The sequence below is a fragment of the Paenibacillus sp. lzh-N1 genome, from assembly GCF_002872435.1.
Classification (GTDB): Bacteria; Bacillota; Bacilli; order Paenibacillales; family Paenibacillaceae; genus Paenibacillus; species Paenibacillus polymyxa_C.
On record NZ_CP025696.1, the window covers coordinates 4,646,701 to 4,670,589 of the forward strand.

At 46.4% G+C, this 23,889-nt stretch carries 7 protein-coding genes and 1 pseudogene (1 of these 8 only partly in view); 2 read left to right on the plus strand and 6 right to left on the minus strand.

Annotated features, from left to right (window positions below; translation table 11 throughout):
* The 3 genes from C0638_RS20710 to C0638_RS20720 form a co-directional block, all read right to left on the minus strand.
* Window positions 1-12,688: the 5' portion of a non-ribosomal peptide synthase/polyketide synthase gene (locus C0638_RS20710; protein ID WP_102163742.1), read on the minus strand. Its footprint begins 29,579 nt before the window's first position; 12,688 of the gene's 42,267 nt are visible here — the first part of the coding sequence; its start codon is at window positions 12,686-12,688; its stop codon lies beyond the left edge, outside the window.
* A 2,160-nt stretch (window positions 12,689-14,848) separates the two neighbouring features.
* Window positions 14,849-16,312 carry a DUF4179 domain-containing protein gene (locus C0638_RS20715; protein ID WP_102163744.1) on the minus strand — a complete coding sequence of 488 codons (1,464 nt, stop codon included), beginning with the start codon at window positions 16,310-16,312 and terminating at the stop codon, window positions 14,849-14,851.
* Window positions 16,299-16,802, minus strand: a complete 504-nt coding sequence (locus C0638_RS20720; RefSeq protein WP_167347003.1) for a sigma-70 family RNA polymerase sigma factor — start codon at window positions 16,800-16,802, stop codon at window positions 16,299-16,301. Before C0638_RS20720 ends, C0638_RS20715 begins: the two co-directional genes overlap by 14 nt.
* Window positions 16,803-17,631: 829 nt before the next feature.
* Here C0638_RS20720 and C0638_RS20725 point away from each other — a divergent pair.
* Complete coding sequence (locus C0638_RS20725) at window positions 17,632-17,814, plus strand: hypothetical protein (RefSeq protein ID WP_233902239.1); 183 nt, start codon at window positions 17,632-17,634, stop codon at window positions 17,812-17,814.
* Complete coding sequence (locus C0638_RS20730) at window positions 17,810-18,733, plus strand: MalY/PatB family protein (protein WP_233902339.1); 924 nt, start codon at window positions 17,810-17,812, stop codon at window positions 18,731-18,733. Before C0638_RS20725 ends, C0638_RS20730 begins: the two co-directional genes overlap by 5 nt.
* Before the next feature lie 173 nt (window positions 18,734-18,906).
* Here the strand turns inward: C0638_RS20730 and C0638_RS20735 are convergent.
* The 3 genes and pseudogenes from C0638_RS20735 to C0638_RS20745 all read right to left on the minus strand — a co-directional run bounded on the left by C0638_RS20735 (window position 18,907) and on the right by C0638_RS20745 (window position 23,850).
* Window positions 18,907-20,069, minus strand: a pseudogene (locus C0638_RS20735) (IS3 family transposase).
* 174 nt (window positions 20,070-20,243) lie between these two features.
* A complete protein-coding gene (locus C0638_RS20740; protein WP_058712594.1) occupies window positions 20,244-22,094 on the minus strand; it encodes an ABC transporter ATP-binding protein in 1,851 nt (616 codons plus the stop codon).
* Complete coding sequence (locus C0638_RS20745) at window positions 22,081-23,850, minus strand: ABC transporter ATP-binding protein (protein WP_102163746.1); 1,770 nt, start codon at window positions 23,848-23,850, stop codon at window positions 22,081-22,083. The genes C0638_RS20740 and C0638_RS20745 overlap by 14 nt, the downstream gene beginning before the upstream one ends.
* Window positions 23,851-23,889: the final 39 nt, after the last annotated feature.

The following is a 23,889-nucleotide window of genomic DNA, read 5'->3' on the forward strand; positions in this document are numbered from 1 at the left end:
CTTGCTCGGTCTTGCTGAACACCATCCGCAGTGCATCATGGTGCTCTGCTAGTTTGCCAAGTGCCTGACGCAGAGCAGACTCATCAAACCCCTGCTCCCGGTGCAGCATAACCGCCTGATTAAAGTGATGCGCGTCTACTTGCTCCTGTGCAAAGAACCCGTGCTGGATCGGAAGCAATGCCGTTTGCCCGCTCACTTCTCCTTGATCTACCATGCGGCTTACCTCATGCATATGCAGTGCAAGTGTTGCGACGATGGGATAGCGGAACAAATCCTTCATGTCCAGCTTGTAGCCTGCCTGGAACGCACGCGACACGATTTGAATCGCCTTGATCGAATCGCCGCCCAGGTCAAAGAAATTGTCCAAAGTACCTACAGTTGGCACGCCCAGGACGGACTGCCAGATCGCTACGAGTGCTCGTTCCGTTACAGTGCGTGGCACTGCATAATCCGCACCGCTGTGCAGACTGCCTTCCGGTGCAGGCAGTGCCTTGCGGTCGATTTTACCGTTCGGTGTCAGCGGCATCTGCTCCAACCAGATGAAATACGACGGCATCATATAGCTTGGCAGCTCTTGTCCCAGCTCCTGCCTCAGCTCATTAGCTCCAAGCTCTTGACTCGCCACGTAGTACGCCACTAGCTGGGTTTGACCCGTTTCGTCCGTGCAGGCCATGATGACCGCTTCTTGTACGGACTCCATCTGCAGCAGCTGCGATTCGATCTCGCCCAGTTCGATCCGGTAGCCTCTGATTTTCACTTGATGGTCCATCCGACCCAAATATTCAATCTTGCCATCCGGCATCCATCTTGCCAAATCGCCTGTACGATACATCCGCTCATGGTCTGCCTTGTCACCAGCAAACGGATTATTTACAAATTTCTCGGCCGTCAGTTCTTCACGTTTCCAATACCCACGGGCCAATCCTTCCCCGGCAATACATAACTCACCCGGCACACCGACTGGCTGCAACTCCCCATTCGCATTCATGATAAATATTTGGGTATTCGCGATAGGGCGTCCAATGTTAATTTGTTGAGCATGGGTCAGTTCCTGCACAGTCGACCAAACTGTCGTTTCTGTAGGTCCGTACATATTGTAAATACGGGGACCGTTTATTTCTTGCAGTGCTGCGAGCAGCTTGGACGGAAGGGCTTCGCCCCCGACCATAATTGCCTTCACGCCTTGCAGCGCGCGGGAGCCTGCTTCATGACCCAGCAGCATTTGCACCCGGGATGGTGTCATTTGCAACATCTCAATATGATGATGAGCAATCAATTCACCTAGTGCCTGAGGATTCACCTGATGCTGGCTGTCGCCAAGCACGACCGTCATTCCACCCAGCAGAGGCAAGATGGTTTCCAAGACAAAAATATCGAATGAAATGGTCGTCAGTGACAAAATGGTTTGGCTGGCTTCAAAGTCAATGACTTCGCGCATCCCTGTAATAAAATTGAGGACCGAGCGATGCTGGAGCATAACTCCTTTCGGATTTCCAGTCGAACCAGACGTATAGATGACGTATGCCAAATGCTCTGGCTGGGCAATTGTCTCCAGGTTGCCGTTCTCTCCCTGATACAATTCTTTATCTTCAAGAAATATTGCATTGGCGTGGTAATGATGCTCTTCCAACAGATCACGACTGGTCAGAAGCACTGTGGCCTCGCTATCTTCCAGCATGTATGCAATACGAGAGGACGGAAATTCGGGATCAATTGGCACATAAGCACCACCTGCTTTTAGAACGGCCAGCAGACCTACGATCATTTCCACTGAGCGATGCACCATCAGGCCGACCAGTTTGTCAGGTCCTACTCCCTGTGCTTGAAGTATGCGTGCCAATGAGTTGGCCCGTTCATTCAGTTCCCGATAAGTCAGACTCTGATGTCCAAACACCAATGCCACCTGGTCTGGCGTATATTCTACCTGCTCCTCGAACAGCTGATGGATCGTCTGTTTGCATGGGAATGCACAAGCGGTGTCATTAAATGCTGCTGTAATCTGTTGTTTTTCCGCTGCTGTGACTAATTCCAGCTCTTCAACCCCAACATGCGGGTTGAGCGAAATTTGCTCCAGCAGACGTGCGAAATGCCCATATAGACGCTCAATGCCTGCTTGATCAAAGCTGAGCGTGTTATACATAAAACGAATTTTAATGCCTTCTCCCGGCATAACGACGACGTTCAGATCGTAATTGGTTTCCTCTGTAGACACCACATTCGAAATTGTGAAGGGCTCCAGTCCTTCACTGCCCAACTGCTCTACCTGTTGCTCCACCGGATAATTTTCAAATATCATAATATGATTGATTAAATCCTGTTTCTGCTCGGTCAGCGCCTGAATTTCATACAGCGGGAACGCATCGTAGGCATTGGAAGCCAGCGCCTGCTGCTGGGTTCGTTTCATCAGCTCGACAAAGGTTTCGCCTTGTTCAGACTGCACACGCACTGGAATCGTATTAATAAATAGCCCGATCATGTGCTCTACACCTGGAATATCCCCTGGTCGACCAGACACAACGCTGCCGAACACGACATCCGTACTGTTGTTATATTTTTGCAACAAGACGCCCCATACCGTCTGAATCAGCGTATTGATCGTGACCTGATTTTGCTTCGCCACCCGTTCAATCTGGGCAACCAGCTCTGGCTGGAATTCGCAATCCAGATCTTCAGCGATATATTCCCCGACGTGCATCGATTTGGGCTGTGTTTTTTGCTGTGGAAGCGTAATTTGCTGCTCGTAGTCCGCCAGATACCCACTCCAGTATTGCAAGGCCGCCTCACGGTCCTGACGCTCCAACCATTCGATAAATCGGCTGAACGGCGTGACTGGCTCCAGCGCTGGCTCATGACCCGCGCGCAGTGCCAGATAGCTACCGAATACCTCCTGTGTAATAAAGGACAAGCACCAGCCATCCATCAAAATGTGATGGAAGCTCCAGATAAAGTGATACGTTTCATCCCCGGTTTGCAGGATGGAGATACGAATGAGTGCGCCCTCTGCCAGATGGAATCCTTTTGCTTTATCTTCGATGACAAAAGCTTCAACACGAGCTGCTCGTTCCTCTTTTTCCAGTCCGCGCAGGTCTTCATAATATAATTGTCCGCTACGGTTGCGAAAAACGACCTGTACAGGCTCATCCTTCCATGAACTGATAAAGTTCGTCCGCAATGCCTCATGACGCTGTACGAGCAAATCAAAACTTTTACCGAAAGTGACCACATCAAAACGCCCGTTCAGCTCAAAGGTGGCCTGCTCAAAATAAGCCGCCGAATTCTCATCCATCAAGCTGTAAAAGAGCATCCCCTTTTGCATCGGCGTCAAGGCATACACATTTTCCAGCTCGCCCAGATCTCGCGTATCTTCCACCAATTGCTCCAGCTCATCCAGCGTTACATGGTTTAACAGGACATCACTTGGGGTTAGCATCGTTCTTTCTTGGGCAACACAGTGATGAATCACCTCACGCAAGCCAGATGCCAACAGCTCTCCAAGCCGTTCAATCGTTTCATGACGGAATTGTGTTGTGCCGTAGCGAATCGTGAACATCAACTCGCCATCTTCGATCACTCCATTGATATCCAGCGCAAAATCCATAGTCGCGTTCGTGCTGACAGGCACACCGATAGAATAGGCGGAAGGCTGTAGATCATTGCCTTTATAATCCTGATCGAATTGGCCCAAATAGTTAAAACTGATCTCAGGCTGAGCCTGTAACCGCACGCCTGCTTTCTCCAGCATATTCATATCTGACAGGTATCGTAAAATACCGTAGCCGATGCCTTTTTGCGGAATATGACGCAGCCCTTCCTTGATCCTTTTGATCAGACGAGCGGTATGTCCCCCTTGTCCCAAACTTCCATCCAGTACAACCGGGAACTGGCTCGTAAACCAGCCGACCGTGCGTGTAATATCCACATCCGGTACAATGGCTTCCCGTCCATGGCCCTCCAGATTGACCAGCACCCGTTCGGAACCAGACCAGTCATAGACTGCTTTTCCGAGCGCAGCCAGCAACAGGTCATTCATTTCCGTGTTGTACGCGCGATGAGCTTGTTTGAGCAGCTGCTCGGTTTCCTGCTTCGTCCAGCGGACCGTCACAACCTCACTGTCTCCAAGCCGTGCATTGTCATTTGCAAAATCCTTCGGCAAAGGCTTCGCAAGGCTAGCTTCTGCTTGTTCGATATGCTGCCAGTAAGCAAGCTCCCGCTCCATCGTCGCACTGCTGGCATAGGCTGACAGCTGTTTGGCCCATACCTGGAATGAATCTGTTTTATGCGGCAGTCGGATCGCTGTGCCGGTTTGACCTGCAACAGCCTGCTCATAACCGGATGCCAAATCTTCCAGTAGAATACGCCACGATACACCGTCCACAACCAAATGATGAATGACGATTAGCAAATGGTCGCCCTCAGCGCAGTGGAACAGACCAAGCTTCACAAGTGGACCCTCACTCAAATGAATGCTGGCTTGAATTTCACTCGCCTTGGCTTCAACAGCGGTGGATTCGTCTTCCACTGCGCTGAAATCTACAATGTCCAGCGTGTATAGCTCGCCTTCCGCTATACTGCGGTTCCAAGCGACATAGCCCTGCTCCGCCTCACGGAATACCGTGCGCAATGCGTCATGATGCTGGACCATACGGTCCATCGTACGGCGCAGCGCGTCGACGTCAAAGCGCCCAGCTCGATACAGCATCATCGCCTGGTTGCTGTGGTGCAGGTCAGCCGGCTGCTGCTCGAAGAACCATCGCTGAATAGGTGTCAGTTCCACCGGGCCTACTGCCTCTTCCTGACTGGCCATCTTGCCATCTGTACGAAGCAAAGGACTGAGTGCCGCTACCGTCGGATTACTGAAGAGATCCTTCATGTTCAATCGATAGCCTGCTTGCATCAATCGGGACGAGACTTGCAAGGCTTTGATCGAATCGCCACCCAGCTCAAAGAAGTTATCCTGCGTGCCTACGGCTTCCACGCCCAGTACTCCAGCCCATACCGCAGCCAGTACTTGCTCCACTGTGGTACGCGGGGCTACATAGGCTGCTCCCGTATAGATGCTGCCTTCTGGCTCCGGCAAAGCCTTGCGGTCGATTTTGCCGTTGCTGGTCAGCGGGATGGTCTCCAGTCGCATCAGACGTGCAGGCACCATGTGTGCTGGCAGTCCGGCTTCCAGCTCGGTCTGTACTTCCTCCATCCGCAGCTCGGCTTCTCCCGTGATGTATCCGCACAAATATTTGTTTCCACGCTCGTCCGTCCGGTCGATGACTACGGCTTGACGCACACCTGGCACTCGCTGGATCGCCGTTTCAATCTCGCCCAGCTCAATCCGGTATCCCCGGATTTTGACCTGGTAGTCCATCCGGCCGATAAAGTCCACATTACCGTCCGGCATCCACCGCGCCAAATCGCCGGTGCGATACAAACGTTCCCCCGGTACGTACGGGTTCGCTACGAATTTCTCAGCGGTCAGATCCGCACGGTTCAGGTACCCCCGTGCCACCCCGGCTCCACCAATGCACAGCTCGCCCAGTACGCCGATCGGCACTGGAGTCAGCTGGCTGTCCACAATGTAGAAGCGTGCGTTCAGCCATGCCTGGCCAATCGGCACATGGCCACTGCTTGGCAGCTTCGACAGCTCTTCGTCGTAGAAGCTGGAGTCAATCGCCGCTTCGGTGACGCCGTAGCTGTTCATGATGCGGATATCTGCGCCAAACCGTTCTTGCAGCACCCGGTAGTCCGTCACGCTGCAACTATCCGAGCTGGTGATCAGCAGTTCCATGCTGCTCATGTCAAGGCCCTGTTCATGCACATGCTGCATAAACGGTACGATCAGGGCCGGAGTCGATTCGAACACGGTAATCTGGTAATCACGAATCCAGCCGTACAGACGGCTTGGATCAATGCGGTCATCTTTCGGACAAATGACCATCGTGCCCCCGTTATAGAGCGTCCGTGCAATATCGCCGACGAACACGTCGAAGGAGAAGCTGGCCAGTTGCAGCAGTCGTACTGGGAACTGGTTCAGACGGTAATCCCGGCGATACGCCGCAGCCGTATTCACCAAGCTGCGATGTTCGATCATGACGCCCTTCGGACGTCCGGTTGTCCCAGACGTGTATATCACATATGCCAAATCGTGCGGTTCATTGATCGGTTCGATATCCGTGACATCCCCGGTGTACAGCGACTGATCGTCCAATGCCAATACAGTACGCAGACGCAGTCCTGTTGCCGGTTCGGATGCTTCTTCGTTGTCAGACTTCGAATCTGATTTCAAGCTTACGCCTTCACTCAGGCTGTCTCTTTCCATCGTTTCAGCGCCAGCCGCTGTTTCCCATTCACCCTCAGTCTGCCCTCCGACCAAGGCCTGCCGACTTGCCTCCAGCCAACCCTGTGCACGCTCTTGCAAACCGGTTTGCGTTAGCAGCACCGTCGCACCACTGTCCTCCAGCATAAAGCGAATCCGATCGGACGGATAATCCGCATCCAGCGGTACATATGCGCCTCCGGCTTTCCACACCGCCAGTACGCCGACCAGCATGTCCACCGAGCGTTCACTCAAAATACCGACAATGGACTCGCGTCCAATGCCCTCATTCCGCAATCTACGAGCAAGCTGGTTTCCACGCTCGTTCAGCTCGCGGTACGTAAACTGCCGTTCCTCGTATACAACGGCCACGTGATCCGGCACAAGCTGTGCCTGTTCTTCCACATAGGCGTGGAACAACAAATTAGATTCTTTTTCATCAGTCCACGCAGCTACGCCTACTGATCCAAAACCATCGATGATTTTTGCTTTTTCCGCAGCAGTCACCAATTCAAGCTCATCTACCCGTGCATCTGGTCTGTGAATCGCTTCTTCAATCATATGCAGCAAATGCTCACGGATTTGCTCTACAGCTGCACGTTCCAACACTCGCGCGTTGTACTCCAAATGGAAATGAATTTCATCACCCGGCACAACGGTAATGTTGAAATCATAGTTCGTTTGCTCTGACATGGAAGCATTGGCAATCGTAAAGCCATTCGCACCACGGCTACCCATCTGCTCCATGCGCTGTTCCACCGGGTAGTTTTCAAACACCATAATATGATTCACTAGATCCTGTTTCTGCTCGGTCAGGGCCTGAATGTCATACAACGGATAGGTTTCATAGGCACGGGAAGCCAGTGCCAGCTCCTGGATCTGCTTCATTAACGCAGCAAAAGTCATATCTTTCTCACTGTGAATCCGTACAGGAACCGTATTAATGAACAACCCAATCATTTTGTCTATGCCCGGAATATCTGCTGATCTACCAGATACGACACTGCCAAATACCACATCCCGGCTGTTGTTATACCGCTGCAGTACAACGCCCCACGCTGCTTGCAAAAGTGTGTTGACCGTCACTTGCTTCTGCTTAACCAGCTTGTTCATCCGCTCCGTCACTTCACGGCCCAGTGTAAACGAAAGCTTGTCCGCTTCATATGCTTTTGCGTGACCGTCCAGCTGTTTGACCTGCGGCAATACCGTCTGCTGCTCAAAGCCCGCAAAATAATCACGCCAGAACCGTTCAGCCTCCGTCTTGTCCTGCCGATCCAGCCATTCAATATATTCGCTGTATGGTGTTACCGGGGCAAGCTCCGGCTTGCGGTCTTCGAGGATGGCAAAGTACGTATTAAATGCTTCCCCTACAACCAGGAACAAGCACCAACCGTCCATCAAGATATGATGGAAGCTCCACACAAAGCGGTACGACTCCTCGCCTGTACGTAAAATAGACACCCGCATCAGCTCTCCTGAGCTGAAATGAAAGCCTTCGGCTTTGTCGCGCTCAGCAAAATCAGCAATGTACGCGTCCTGCTCTTCTTGTCCCATCAAGCGTATATCTTCAAAACGGAACCCGGCAGGTTTGTGTCGATACACCACCTGTAAAGGCTGTTCATTCCAGCCGCTATAAAAATTCGTTCTGAATATTTGATGGCGATCCACCAGTTGATTGAGGCTTTCGGCAAAAGTCTCCACTTGAAAGCTGCCTTGTAGATCAAATGTCGCCTGCTCAAAATATGCCCCGGATTGCGGCTCCATGAAGCCGTGGAACAGAATGCCTTTTTGCATGGGTGTTAACGAATAAATGTTTTCCAGTTCTCCCGCAGCAGCCGTCTGCTCTACAATATGATCCAGCTCTACAGCCGTCAGTCCTCGAAAGGACAAGTCGCTTGGGGTCAGCTCCGGCAACTCTTTGGCCACACAGTGATCCAACACCTTACGCAAGCTCTCCTGCAGCAGATCAGCCAGCTTTTTGATTGATTTTTTCATGAACATTTTGTTGCTGTAGCTGATCGTCAGCTCCAGTGCACCGTCCGTGATCATGCCGTTAATATCCAGCGCATATCGCTTGGTCAATGTGTCACTCATGGAAGCCCCGATGGAATAAGGAGACATGCGGAATGCATTATTTTTCAAATCCTGATCGAATTGTCCGAGATAGTTAAAACTGATTTCCGGCTCGGCAACAAAATTTGCTTTCCCTTCTCCGTCAGCAAGATATCTCAAAATCCCGTATCCAATCCCTTTATGCGGCAAACGGCGCAGCCCTTCCTTGACGTTCTTGACACGCTGTCCCACATTCCGGTCTTCGCCCATATCCAGTACAACTGGGAATTGGCTGGTAAACCAACCGACCGTGCGCGAAATATCCATATCCGGCAAAATGGCTTCCCGTCCGTGACCCTCCAAGTTTACAAGCACCTGACGGATGCCTGCCCACTCCTGAATGGCGATGCCCAGAGCTGTCAGCAGCAGGTCGTTTGCTTCTGTATTGTAGGCCCGATGAGCTTGTTTCAAGAATTGTTCCGTTTCTTCGACCGTCCACGCTACGGTCAGTGTTCGATCATCACGAAGCTGTGGCTTGGCCTGAGATTTACGAGTGTAATCCTTAGGCAATGCCTCTTGAGCAGCACCAGTTCGCTCCACCTGCTCCCAATACGCACGTTCCTTCTCCAACGCGGCGCTGTTCGCATAAGCTGCCAGTTGATCTGCCCATAGGCGGAAAGAATCCGTCTTATTAGGCAAGCGGACAGACTCGCCCCGTAAAGCCTGCTCATAGCCGGATGCCAGATCCTCCAGCAAAATACGCCATGATACGCTGTCGACCACCAAATGGTGGATTGTCACCAACAAATGGTCTCCATCAGTACAACGGAACAGAGCGAGCTTTACCAGCGGTCCTTCAGACAAGTTTATGTTGTTTTGAATTTCAGTTCCTTTCGTTTCAATCTTCGTGCTCAGGGTGACTTCATCCGTCAAATCCCTAAAGTCCAGCACGTCCAGATGATACAGCTCGCCTTCCTGTATTCCGCGATTCCACGCTTGGTAGCCTTGCTCGGTCTTCCTGAACACCATCCGCAGTGCATCGTGGTGCTCCGTCAACTGGATTAACGCTTGATGCAAAGCAGCTTCGTCAAAGCCCTGCTCCCGGTGCAGCATAACCGCCTGATTAAAATGATGCGCGTCCACTTGCTCCTGTTCAAAGAACCAATGATGGATCGGAAGCAATGCCGTTTCCCCGCTCACTTCTCCCTGATCTGCCATACGACTTGTCATAAGTGGTGCCAATGCTGCGATGGTTGGACACCGAAGCAGATCCTTCATATCCAGCTTGTAGCCTGCCTGGAACGCACGGGATACGATTTGAATCGCCTTGATCGAATCGCCGCCCAGGTCAAAGAAATTGTCCAAAATACCGACGGTTGGCACGCCCAGGACGGACTGCCAGATCCTTACGAGTGCCTGTTCCGGCGCAGTATGGGGCGCTTCATAATCCGCTCCGCTTTGCTGACTGCCTTCCGGTGCTGGCAGGGACTTGCGGTCGATTTTACCGTTCGGTGTCAACGGCATTTGCTCCAACTGAATGAAATACGACGGCACCATATAGCTTGGTAGCTCCCGCCCCAGCTCACTTCTCAGTTTACTGGCTTCCATTGCTTGACTGGCCACATAGTATGCCACCATTTGTTTTTGGCCCGTTGTTTCGTCCACACGAGCCACGACGGCCGCTTCTCGTACCGACTCCACCTGCAATAGCTGCGATTCGATCTCGCCCAGTTCGATCCGGTAGCCCCGGATTTTCACCTGGTGATCCATCCGTCCCAAATATTCAATGTTGCCGTCCAGTGTCCATCTCGCCAAATCGCCTGTACGGTACATCCGTTCATAACCTGCTTTATCTCCGGCAAACGGATTATTTACAAATTTCTCTGCCGTCAGATCTTCCAGATTCCAATACCCACGGGCCAAGCCTTCCCCTGCTATACATAACTCGCCCGGCACACCGACTGGCTGCAATTCCCCACTCGCATTGATGATATATATTTGGGTATTCGCGATGGGACGTCCTATATTAATTTCTTGAGCATGAGTAAGTTCCTGTACGGTCGACCAAACCGTCGTTTCTGTAGGTCCATACATGTTATAAATACGGGGGCCATTTATTTCTTGCAGTGCTGCGAGCAGCTTGGAAGGAAGGGCTTCACCTCCCACCATGATTTCCTTTACGCCCCGCAGCGCGCGGGAACCAGCTTCATGATCCAGCAGCATCTGCAGCCGGGATGGTGTCATTTGCAACATCTCAATAGAATGATGGGTAATCAACTCACCAAGCGCCTGAGGATCCACTTGATGCTGGTGATCGCCAAGCACAACCGTCATTCCAGCCAATAGCGGTAAGATAGTTTCCAAGACGAAAATATCGAATGAAATGGTCGTGAGTGACAAAATGGTTTTACCAGCTTCAAAGTCAATGATTTCACGCATCCCGGTAATAAAGTTGAGTACCGAACGATGCTGGAGCATAACTCCTTTCGGATTACCAGTCGATCCAGAGGTATAGATGACGTAAGCCAACTGCTCTGGGTGAGAAATCACCTCCAGGTTGCTGCTGTCTCCCTGATACAATTCTGCATCCTCAAGAAACATGGTATTGGCCTGACAATGGTGCTCTTCTGCCAAATCACGACTGGTCAGAAGCACTGCAGCCTTGCTGTCTTCCAGCATGTATTCAATACGAGATGACGGAAATTCGGGATCAATCGGCACATAAGCACCGCCTGCTTTTAGAACAGCCAGCAAGCCTACGATCATTTCCACTGAGCGCTGCATCATCAGGCCGACCAGCTTGTCAGGTCCTACTCCCTGTGCTTGAAGCATTCGGGCCAATGAATTCGACCGTTCATTCAGTTCCCGATAAGTCAGACTCTGACTTCCAAACATAACCGCTGTCTGATCTGGTGTACATTCTGCCTGTTTCTCGAATAGCTCATGAATCCCCACATCGTCTGGAAAGGGAACTGTGGTCGCATTAAATACATTCATAATTTGTGCCCGCTCTTTGTCACTCATCAGTGACAACTCCTGAATCCGCTGCTGTGGCCCTTTCACCATATGCTCTACCACACTCAAAAATTGGTGAATCATTCGGGCGATTTCCTGCTCGCTGAACAGCTCGGTCCGATAATCCAGTTGCAATACAAGTTTATCGTCATCCAGCATGTCAATCATGGCAATATCAAAGTCACTCACCGTATCTCCGCAGAAATCGGTATGCACCTGCTGAACAGCTTCATCAAAACGAGAGAAGCTCAGCGTACGGTACTGAATGGTAACGCCAAACAGGCGGCCAATATCCGTGCCGCTTTGTTGTTCACGCAAATCCTGTATGATTTTGTTATACGGATAACGCTGATGCCGCAAAATGGACGACTGCTCCTTGCCAACACCCTGTAGGAAAGTAAGCAGCTCGGATTCCGGCTCAACTTGCAAACGTGTAGCCACAGTGCTGACGAACATGCCCATTGTATTTTTTTCCTTCTTCAACGTACGGTTAGCATACAATGTACCAACCGTTAAATCTTGTTCACCTGTCGTTTTATGTAAATAAATATACAGAGCAGCCAGAAAAAATGTAAAAATACTGATGTTATGCGCCTCGCAAAAAGCCGTGACACCACGATATAATTCGTGCTCCAGTGTATAGGTCTCCCGGCGTGCAGCCGTGCTTACTGTGAGCGGATTGTACGATTTTAAACCTGTAACCTCCGGCAAATTGGCAAATTTCTCCGTCCAGTACATCTTATCCTTTTGATAGCGTTCTGATTGCTCATAGCTTTGCTCTGTCTGAATAAAATCGAGATATGAGTTCGCTGGGACCGGCGCATCTGAACCTGTACCATGCACAATATTCATATAATTTCCCGTAATTTCATTAATGGCCTGCTCCATGGTAACGCCGTCAGAAATAATATGATGCATCTTGAAACTAAACCAGGTATCTTCTGCCCCCAGCTGCAAAATAACAAACCGATACAGCTGCGAATCCAGTAAGGGGAACGGCTGTGCGTTATGATGACTCACCCATAGCTCAGCTTCCTCCTGGGTTACCTGAAGGGTTTCTATGCTTTGATTAGCAAACGGCTCAACATATTGATAGGGAATGCCGTCCCGAACCGTGATTTTGATACGAAAAGAATCATTTCGTGCAATAACCCGGTTCATTGCCTGCTGCAATGCATCTATGCGAACCGTTCCCTTGATTTTAACAGTAGTAATAATCGTAGACGTGTTGCGATTGGGATACACAAGCTCCGTGTACCAAATACGTTGCTGTGGCTGGCTTAATGCAAACAATTGAACATCGTGCTGAGTCATACGTCCCTCTCCTCGCAAAATAGATATGTGTAAAAGTAACTCTGCTAAAATGACCGCCCTTGGCAAGAAACGGTCATGCGATCCTTTTTTCCGGCATTGAATTACCAATGGAAGTCGGCAAAAGCGACCACTCCTGATATACCATTGAGATCTGAGTTCGCATACTTGTTGTAGCAGTTTGATGATCGTGCTTTTGCCGCCACGGCACGCGACGACAATCGTTACCGTTTCTCCTTCTCCTATCTGAAAGCTGGTTTCCTTCAGCCCCCCGGAGCTTCGAAGAGCTGATTTTAATCGAAATAAGCACATCTTCTTTTTCATCGCTCACACTTTCGCAGTGCAAGCTTTTTTTAGTTGGGCGGTCATGGTGAAAAAACTCTGACTCTGGATGTATGAATATGTGCATGGAATGGGAACATTTTCGAATTATGCTGTGAGTGCATCTTGGTGGTGGGTTGTAGAATGGTTGCCGCAATGTTAACAACGTAGTGTGTCGTGATGTGTGCTGTCTGAATCTTGGCTTGAGGGTATCGATGCTACGAGACGCATGAACTGCTGCAGCGTGATTAGGAGCGTAATTCTAGGCTGAAAGGAGCTAAAAATACTCACGACTGCGCTTATGACTTCCTGATTTTGTACATGGATGAATTACAGTACTTCTTCCGGTGTTCTCTGCATCAAACGAAGCTCTTTGGTGAAAGATTAATCTGAATAAAATTGGAGTTGTCTTTGGAATATGGAAGACGTGGGACGGATTTACCGGAAATTTTTTAAAAACCAAACAAGAGACGACCGAGTTGCCATACAAATTTCTCACATCCTCTTTCCGTCCACAATATAACAATAAATCCTTATATATCTTCTTTTCTCCCAATACTTTCTAGCTATTTTAAATATACAAACTTTAAAACCGATTAACATGGGACATAAGTTCTAATTTGATAGATTTCATAAAATTAATAAACAGCCCATATTATTCTATTATTTTTATATCTTTAAATGCAAGAATTCCACTTTTTTATTAAATTGAATACTAACTACGACAAGTTAATATGATTTAGAACAAAATTTTTGATTTTATAATCGATAAAATAAAAATGCTGTGTGCTTGCATGAAGTCCAAAACCCTTGTACCAAAACACATTTTACGTTACATATCATTAACACAAATATAACAAGCCGATCCTGACACCATCCGACAAATTTCAACTTTTTCAGCAATATTCTTTAACTACCTAAATCATGGGATTTATTTACTCAAGCTGAATTAATTCAAAATTAATAACTCTTCACTTTTTAAATAGATAGTGATTTTTTTAGATCTTTTGAACTAATTACCGAGCAAAATTTTCTTTAAATTTTCTCTCAGAATTTCGATTTAGGTTAAATATTCTCTCATTTGAGCTATAAACTCTATTTTTTTTATTAATAGAAACGTTTGGATTTTTCATTAAAAGTTTAGATTTTCAGAAAATTTATAACTTTTGGACCATTTCTTTTGTGAAACTTATTGACCCAAAAACATAAAATAGCAAGTCTCCATGTGGCAAGAAACTTGCTATTTTTTAAGTTTTGACGAGTTAATCCTTTATTAATGAAGTGAAGATTGACACAGCAAAAGTACTGAACATATTTGTCGTTGTGATGATTACTTTATACAAATCGAATCGTTTTTGTGATGAGCGCATCACGACCGAGTAAACCTTCTGCGCTGTGATCAGAAGGGATAAAACCTGCATACGCGTGATTTTGTGGAAATCAACTATATGTATACAGGCAGCTGTACCCAGTATATTAATAATGAAAAATCGAACTAAAAAAAGACCACATTATCATAATGGATAAGGATGTGGTCCAAAAGATTGACTATATTGGTGAAGAAGACATTTTGATAAAGATTTTAGTGCATGATAAATTTTAGAAAGTTACATCTACATCCAAATGTCCTTTTTTTCTTAAAGTTAAGTGCACAGATTTTCATAAAAAAGCAGTCTTGTTCACAACCCCCGAAGCCCTTATATTGATCAGAACAATCGCTATATGGGATTAGCAAATAAATTATATACCCTCTCTGGGAAGGAATTAATGGAGACACCCATGATGAGGAATATGGAAGATTTGGATCCATTGGGTATTGAAGATTTAAGTAGTTCGTTTATTCTATTTTCCTAGCAATACTGACCAGTTAGGGTCTTTGTATCGTTTATCCACTACTTCCCTTACCAGGGTAAGCTGATCTAGCTTCATAATCCGAAATTCGTAAGGCTGCTTTGCCCTACGATCCCCCATACTGATATATCCCTCTCTCCAATGATCAGTCAGCGTATTTTCAAACGATGATCCCCCCACCGCACTTACGTCATACTGCTTACCTGCTGAATCAAATGCTCTCCACTCCTCATGCATTATTTCATTATCCATTTTCCCGTAGAATGAGATGACAGTTTCATATGCGCCTTTGTTGACTTGCGATTTCTCAAGTGAAGCCCTAACCAACTCCAGTCTATCATTCATTATTTTAAAAGTTTTGGGCTTAGTCAGCTCCGATGGTCTAAAGGAAATCTTGTTTCCGTCCATTTCTGCAACCGAATATGCATCCAGAACAAAGCGGTATGGTTTATCCTCAGGCAGGTACTTGAAGGTATAACTCCAATGCATTTTTCCGTTTCCAATAACTCTACGATCAGATGTCATTAAGCTGTCCCTGTAATTCTTTTTTCTTGGATTCACCGAGTGAATCTCTTGCCCACCCGTAGTTTCGAAATGAAAGCTCAACATCTGCTTTTTCCATAAATCACCGGAGGATCTTGTCATTGCCGCATCATCAAGTTCAGTCTCCAGTTCGAAACGTACTCCTTGCACCATTCTCGTTAGTCTTTTTAATGTAACCGTCATTCCGTGCGGCGTTGTGTAACTACCTTCCAGCTCCTCTATTTTGTTCTGCTTGTTTGCCTTTTTCATATCAATGTCAAAGCTAAAGTCCCAATTTCCTTTTATTAAGGTTTCGCTCCTTTGTCCAAGCGATCCAATACTCCCTTCTATCGTGATCTTATCTGTTTTCAGCGGATCACTAAAGAAATCAACCATATAATAAAAATCACTCGTGTACCCCATATCGTACATGCTGCCCACTACGTTTCCTTTATCATCTTTGATCGTAATTTTATTCGCTTCGCCAATGGCCAGTTTGTGGCGATCATGCTTTCCATTTTCATCAAAAAGTTGAAGTGCAATTGTCACTCGGGTAGGATCAGCAACAGCTTCATTAATCACCAACGTGTAACCTTTGTCCTTCACCTTAATATGAGGATTAATCACCAATCCCAATTCCTGTGCACGCATAAGTCCGATATCCGGATTGTCCTTGGCAAATAAAGACCTGAATACTTCAGCAAATGTAGGAACGTTAAGGATAGAAACTGCACCCAGAACGAAAAAGAAAGCAACGGCCGCTGCTGCCCATCTCCATCTTTTAAGGAAGGATCTCTTTTTCATATTCTGATCAGAAAGTGATGAAAGGGCGTATCCCACCGCGTTCTCTACTGTATTAGGAATGACCAAGTCTTGTGCTCTGGACTTTAGAAATTGTTTAAGCATAGGGTCAACCGGATCATGATAGTTCATACTTGGCTTCTCCCTCCCCAAGGGCTAACTCGGATAATTGCTGTCTGGCCCTAAATAAGCGTGATTTTACTGTCCCTTCGGATACATTGAGCACTTTGGATATCTCTTTGACCGATAAATCCTCAATATAAAAAAGCGTCACTGTAGTTTGAAGTTGTTCATCCAGTCCATCAATTACCCCAAACAGCTCGATTTGTTCATAATCACCCTTATATGATGACTTTCTTATATCATAAGGGACAGGGGATACTCTCTTCTTTTTCCTGATAATCCGATTACACTCGTTGATCAAAATCCGAATGATCCATGTTTTAAAATAAGCAGGCTCTTTCAGTCTATGTACATTTGAAAAAGCTTTGGCAATGGTCTCCTGTATAGCATCTGCACAATCTTCTTCGTTTTTAACGATTGATCTTGCTATTACATATAGGCTTTGTTGGACAGCTCGTATAACATCCACGAATGCTTCCTTGTCTCCTTGTGTTGCCAAGCTCTGCTTTCTCTGTTAAATCCATGCAATGGCCCCCCTTTCCTTCTAAAGTTTATCTATAAATTAGATCATCAAGGATTTGATTTGGTTCACAAGAAATTAAAAAAATTTCTCTTTTAAACAAAATGTATAAAATACGGTTCTATATAGAAACCGTTTAATATGGTAGATGCCATAATCCTTTCCCACTACACAAAGCCGCAGCCGATTAAGGTGACTTCCCAAGCTTGATATAACTCAAATACATCTCCCCGTATTTCTGAGTATCTACGATTTCTTATATACTCCTTTGCATTGAGATTAGTTTTATTTATATAACTAAATCGAAGCAATCTAGCATGTATGAGGTTCTGAATATACTTGGTTGAATTATCATCTAGACAAGTATGGATAAATGCATCTATTTAAGTGTATACATCCCGAGATTTTTCTCATTTTATATGGACTAATATGTGAAACATCTAATCACCTTCAAACTGATTTAGAAAGGTTTTGTGGTTAGTGCAAATTTAAGATACCTTTGCTTTGCCTTCTAAGGGATCACTATATGATACCTTGTATGCGGGACATCACTTATTTACTCATTGCTATGGCCAAGACAGGCCTTGACCTCATGCGGATATATGTATCTTTCGTCGAATGGGCTTAAAGGCTTTTGTAGTCGGTTTTATTAGCTCGATTCCGCTTTCCCTCATGGGATATGTATCGTTGAAAATGCTGAACCTAGATTGATGAAAGTCAACTGTAATGTTTCTCAATGGATTATGTACCTGCTTGAACCATGTGGTACGATACAATTAAATACTTAATGAAAGACAAGGTGCAATCGATGGAACTCCATGAACAAGACGACAAATATCATGAATTAGATAATAAGGCCAGTATCATATATAAATTTGTTATGACGTATAGCGATTTTATTAAAGCCATTCGGGACTACGGTACTGGCGAAGAGATCAACATGGTCGAAGTGCACACCCTGGCAGAAAAAAAGAAATGGATGGGACATTGAGAAAGAATGGATTTTATTCACCCCTGGAATCATTCCTGCACTGAACTTTATCGTGGAGATGTTCTGCAATAAAGGAGATAAGGTCATTATTCAAAGCCCGGTGTACTATCCCTTCCTAAACATTATCACAAATAATGGATGCCATATTGCAAACAATCCGCTAATCTATGAACAAGGTGAATATAAAATCAATTTTGAAGAATTGGAAACAATCGCCCAGGATTCTAAAACGAAAATGATATTTCTGTGCAGCCCACATAATCCTATCGGCCGCGTATGGACTGAAGAAGAATTGAAACGTTTAGGTGAGATTTGTATTCGGAATAATGTGCTTATCGTTTCCGACGAAATTCATTCTGATCTGATCTTTAAGCCCAATCATCATACTCCTTTTGGAAAAATATCCGAAGAATTCAGAATGAACTCTATCGTATGTACATCTCCTTCTAAAACGTTCAATCTTGCAGGCTTGCAATTATCGAATATCATTGTTCCGAATGAAAGACTTCGGAACGAGCTGAACCACAAATTAACAACCATCGATATTGACCCGGGCTCTTTTGCAACTATCGCCCAAATTGCTGCGTACAATGATGGAGAAGAATGGCTTGTGCAGCTGCTTACCTATCTTGAGGAGAACCTGACTTTTATTGATCGGTTTGTGAAAGAACGCATGCCCAAAGTAAAATTGATCAAACCGGAAGCGACCTATTTGGCGTGGCTAGACTTTAGAGAGCTCGGGCTTTCGGATCTTGAACTGCAACAGTTAATGCAGAAAAAAGCCAAGGTTGCATTGGATGATGGATTTATCTTTGGCGCTGGCGGAGAGTTGTTTCAAAGAATCAACTTTGCTTGCCCTAGATCTTTGCTGCAACGAGCATTAGAAAGTATGGAAAGAAGTCTGCAAGGTCTCGATTAAGAGAATTTTAGTTATAGATTATCAATAGTCGCATATCTGCATAGATGTTTATAAACTTCATAATTGGAACAAGCATTTGTCCTTGACACGACACAAAAGCTTGTTCAATAAAACAAAAAAGCCGCTATGTGTGGTCATACCCCTGTCAAGTAGACAGAACTAAAAAGACATCTTTAAGCAGCAACCGTTTCTCGGTATTCAATCGGGGAACGGTTGTTTAATTTTTTCTGAAATCTATTTTCATTATAAAAAGAAATGTACTCCCGTACGTGTTGTTCTACCTCCGCTAGGGTTCCGGGTTTCGTTAAATAAATCTTCTCTGTTTTAAGATGGGAGAAGAAGGATTCTATACAGGCATTGTCTAGGCAATTTCCACGCCTTGAATGGCTCCCAAGCATGCCAAGCCGCTTAAGTTTGCGGTTAAACGGCTTGGAGGTATACTGAAAACCCTGGTCTGAATGGAGAATGACACCCTCCATGTTCACGTTCTTACTTAGAACGTCTAGCGTCTCGCTAACTAGAGCAAGGTCATTTCGTTCCGAAAGACGCCAAGCCACGATTTCATTGTTAAACAGATCTTGAATGACAGAGAGATATACAAACCGCTCTCCAGCTCGTATGTATGTAATATCGGTAACCAGCTTGGATAAAGGAGCATCTGACTGAAATTGTCGATCTAATCGGTTGGCATTTACCACAGATGCCTGTTTGCCAAAAAAGCGCCGCTTCTTTCGAATGACGGAACGGATCCCTAATTTCTTCATTAGGCGGTACACCTTTTTGTGATTGACTAAGATACCTTCTCTACGTAAAGCAACGGTCATCCGCAGATAACCAAAATAGGGATGGATCCGGTGGATCGACAACATATGCGATTCCAGAAGCTCTTCTTCTTGCTTACGCTGCTGGGTTGTTTGCTGAGTCTTTCTCCATTTATAATATCCTGCCCGAGAAACATGGGCTAATTCAAGTAACCATTTCAACGAATATCGTGTTCGCATTCCCTCAATAATTTCAAACCTCGCTTCTTTCCTCGTCACTCCTTGTGTAGATTTGGATACTGCTTTTTTAAATATTCAATCTCCGCCCGTAGATACGCCATCTCCTCTTCCATACTGGAAAATTTCGTTTTGGGTCGTCCCTGCCTTGTGGTCGTTGGCTGGAGGTTCTCCCCCGCTCGATGTTTCATCACCTAGCTTTGCACTTGGGATTTATTACGAATGTCCAATTGTTTCGTCACTTCACGAATACTCATATGTTCTTCGTTCTCCAACCGGACTGCCTCCATCTTTACATCTAAGGAGTATTGCCGGAATGTTTGTCCCTTTTTAGCCATGAAAAATCCCCTCCGTTCAACAAGATTAAGTCCATCTTAACAGATGTCTTTTCTCTCTTGTCTACTAGAAGGGGATAATACCAATGTAGCGACTTTTTTTGCTTCAACGTTCTTGTCCCTAGACATTTGTCCAGTTTCATGTGTTCCTATCGTTTTTCCCGAAAATTGTATTTTTCAGGATGCATGTTCAAACTGGCTGTTATATAAATCGGCATAGAATCCGCCTTTACCCAGCAATTCCTCATGATTACCCGTTTCGATAATGTTACCGTCCTTCATGACCAGAATCAGATCGGCGTTCTTAATCGTTGAGAGACGGTGGGCAATCACAAAAGAGGTTTTCCCTACAGTAAGTCGGTCCATCGCTTGTTGAATCAGCAACTCCGTACGCGTATCGACCGAACTTGTGGCTTCGTCCAGTATAAGCATAGGCGCATCTTCAATCATGGCTCTTGCAATGGTAATCAATTGCTTTTGGCCAGCAGAGAGATTGGCTTTGTCGTCTAGTACTGTATCATAGCCCTGCGGCAGAGTTTTAAGGAAGTTGTGCAGACCCACTGCTCTACATGCGGCTTCTACCTGTTCATCGGTAACATGGTCTTGGGAAAAGACGATATTCTCACGAATCGTTCCTTCAAACAGCCATGTATCCTGCAGTACCATACAGAATAATTTATGAACATTCTCACGTGTTAATTGGCTGATCGGAGTTCCATCAATATAAATTTCCCCTCCGTTCAGCTCATAGAACCGCATGAGCAAATTCACGAGCGTCGTCTTACCAGCACCTGTCGGGCCAACAATGGCGACTTTCTGACCAGCTTCAGCTTTCATAGAGAAGTCTTTGATAATCATATGGTCTTCGTTATAACCGAAACGAACATGTTTGAATTCAACATCCCCTTTGGCGTTATCTAGCTTCATGGTCTTGTCACTTTCATCTTTCAATTCTTCTTCATCCAGAAATTCGAATACACGTTCACTGGCAGCAGCCGCCGATTGCAAATTGGTTGCAGCCTGCGCCAACTGTGACAAGGGCTGTGTAAATAGACGAATATACACCATAAAGGCCACAATAGTTCCGATCGTTATAACATGTTGGTTCACCAGCAAAGCGCCCACGATACAGACCGCTACATAACCGAAATTCCCGATGAACATCATAACCGGCATCATCAGGCCAGACATGAACTGGGATTTCCATGCATTTGTATACAAGCGGCCATTAATGCCATGGAACACTTCCTTGGCTGCTTTTTCTCCGTTATATACCTTGACTACGTTATGACCAGCATAGGTTTCTTCAATATGACCGTTGATCTGGCCAAGCTCCGCTTGCTGTGCTACAAAATATTTTTGTGAATGCTTCATAATTACGGTCATCAGTGAAAAACCAATCAGCGTAGCTACAATCCCGGTAATGGTCATGATCCAGTTCGTATACAGCATCATAATCAATGCACCCACAAAGGTTGCCAAGGCGCTGACAAGTGTGCCGAGACTGTTGTTTAATGTTTGTCCAATGGTATCGACATCGTTGGTTACACGGCTTAGCACATTACCATAGCTCGTAGCATCAAAATGCTTCAAAGGCATATGATTAATTTTTCGGGACAGTTCTGTCCGCATCTTCTTTGTAAGGCGCTGTGACACGGTTACCGTAATGAATCCTTGGAAATAATTAAAGATAAGGCCGAGACCATATAAAACCACCAATACAAGAACAATCTTCTGAACAGCATTCACATCAATTCCTGTTACGATTCCTTCCTGGATCAGGTTGGCAATATCGCTGAGCTTATCCGGACCAATCACGTTGAAGACAGAACCGGCCAGCGCCAGCAGCATAGAGAGGATAATCATAGGCGCATAGGCCTTGATGTAGGATAAGAGCTGACGGATGTTCTTTTTAAAATCATTCGCTTTTTTACCAGTCCCCATCCCCTCCGTAGGACCTTTACCCATGGGACCTTGCTGTTTCATTTTGATATGCTCACTGTCGACGGTGTGTTCATTCTTGTCCATGTACGAGTTCCTCCTTCGAAAGCTGCGAATAAGCGATCTCCTGATAGGTGCTACAATTCGCCATCAGCTCTTCATGTGTGCCGTTTCCTACAATCTCGCCCTGGTCCAGTACGATAATGCGGTCAGCGTCCTTTATGGTGCCTATGCGCTGAGCAACAATGAGTGTCGTAGCATGGCCGGTTTCTTGTTTAAGCGCGGAGCGCAGAATCCGGTCTGTTCTGTAGTCCAGTGCCGAGAAGGAATCATCGAAGATATAAATCTCCGGCTGACGGTAGATGGCACGCGCTATGGACAGACGTTGCTTTTGACCACCGGACACATTCGCTCCACCTTGTGAAATCCGTCCTTCATACTGACCGTCCATTTTTTCGACAAACTCCGTACCTTGGGCAATCCCCACGGCGGCTTTGACGAGTTTCTCCGATGCTTCTGCCCTTCCGTTATCGCCATACGAAACGTTGGACGCCACTGTACCGCTGAAAAGTACGGCTCTCTGTGGGACATACCCGATTTTGTTATGAAGTGTCTGCTGCTTATAATTTCTGACATTCACGCCATCCACAAGCACCTCTCCCTCAGTCACATCGTAGAAACGGGAAATCAGATTGATTACGCTGGTTTTGCCGCTGCCTGTTGCGCCAATAAAGGCAACTGTCTCGCCCTGTTTTGCCGAAAAGCTAATGTTGCGAAGCACAGGTTCCTCCGCATCCGGATATTTGAAGCTGACATTACGGAATTCCACCTGACCCATAACGCCCTCTTCTCCAGCTGTCTCATGTCCGTCGATGATGCGAGATTCGGTATTCAATACCTCCATAATCCGTTTGGCAGAAATCGAAGCTCGAGGCATCAGGAAGAATATCATACTTACCATCATAAAGGCCATGACCACCTGCACCGCATATGAGGAGAATACGACCATATTAGAGAATAGCGTAATGCGGTCCGGCACGGCCGCTCCGTTAATCAGGTAAGTGCCAATCCAATAGATTGAGACACTCAGACCCGACATAATAAAGGTCATACCCGGGCCAACCATTGCCATTAACCGGTTCGCAAACAGGTTTGTATTCGTCAATTCGGCATTAGCCTGCCCGAACTTCTCCTCCTGATACTGATCTGCATTATAAGCGCGCACCACCCGAAGCCCGGTCAGATGCTCACGTGTTACCCTGTTCAGATTATCGGTGAGACGTTGGATTTTTTGGAAACTCGGAAGAGCGAAAATAACAATGACACTCAGCATCAGGATCAGAACAGCCACAGCCACTCCTGTAGAGGCAGTCCACTGCCAGTTTTTATCCGCAATCTTTGCAATGGCCCACACGGCCAGAATCGGCGCCTTGATGATCACCTGCAGCCCCAGCGCAACCACCGTTTGAATTTGGGTAACATCGTTCGTGGAGCGGGTGATAAGGCTGGCTGTTGAAAAGCTGTTCATCTCTTCCATGGAAAAAGATAAGGCCTTGTCAAAGACCATCGCACGCAGACGCATGGCCAGCCCTGCCGCGACCTTTGCCGCAAAATAGCCGACAATAATAGATGCAATCATACTGCCGACAGCACATAACAGCATATAAATACCGGGAATCAGCAGTTCCGACATCGGCGTTCCTGCGGTTTGCAGCTTGGTTGTAATCTCGGCCATATAATCAGGCAGCTTCAAATCCAGCCACACCTGCACAACGATGAAGGCCAAGCTGCAAAGCACGAACATCCATTCATTTTTCTTGAGATATTTGAATATCTTCAGCATTCTGTTCTTCTCCTTTATCTGAAAATCTTAGGTGTTTGG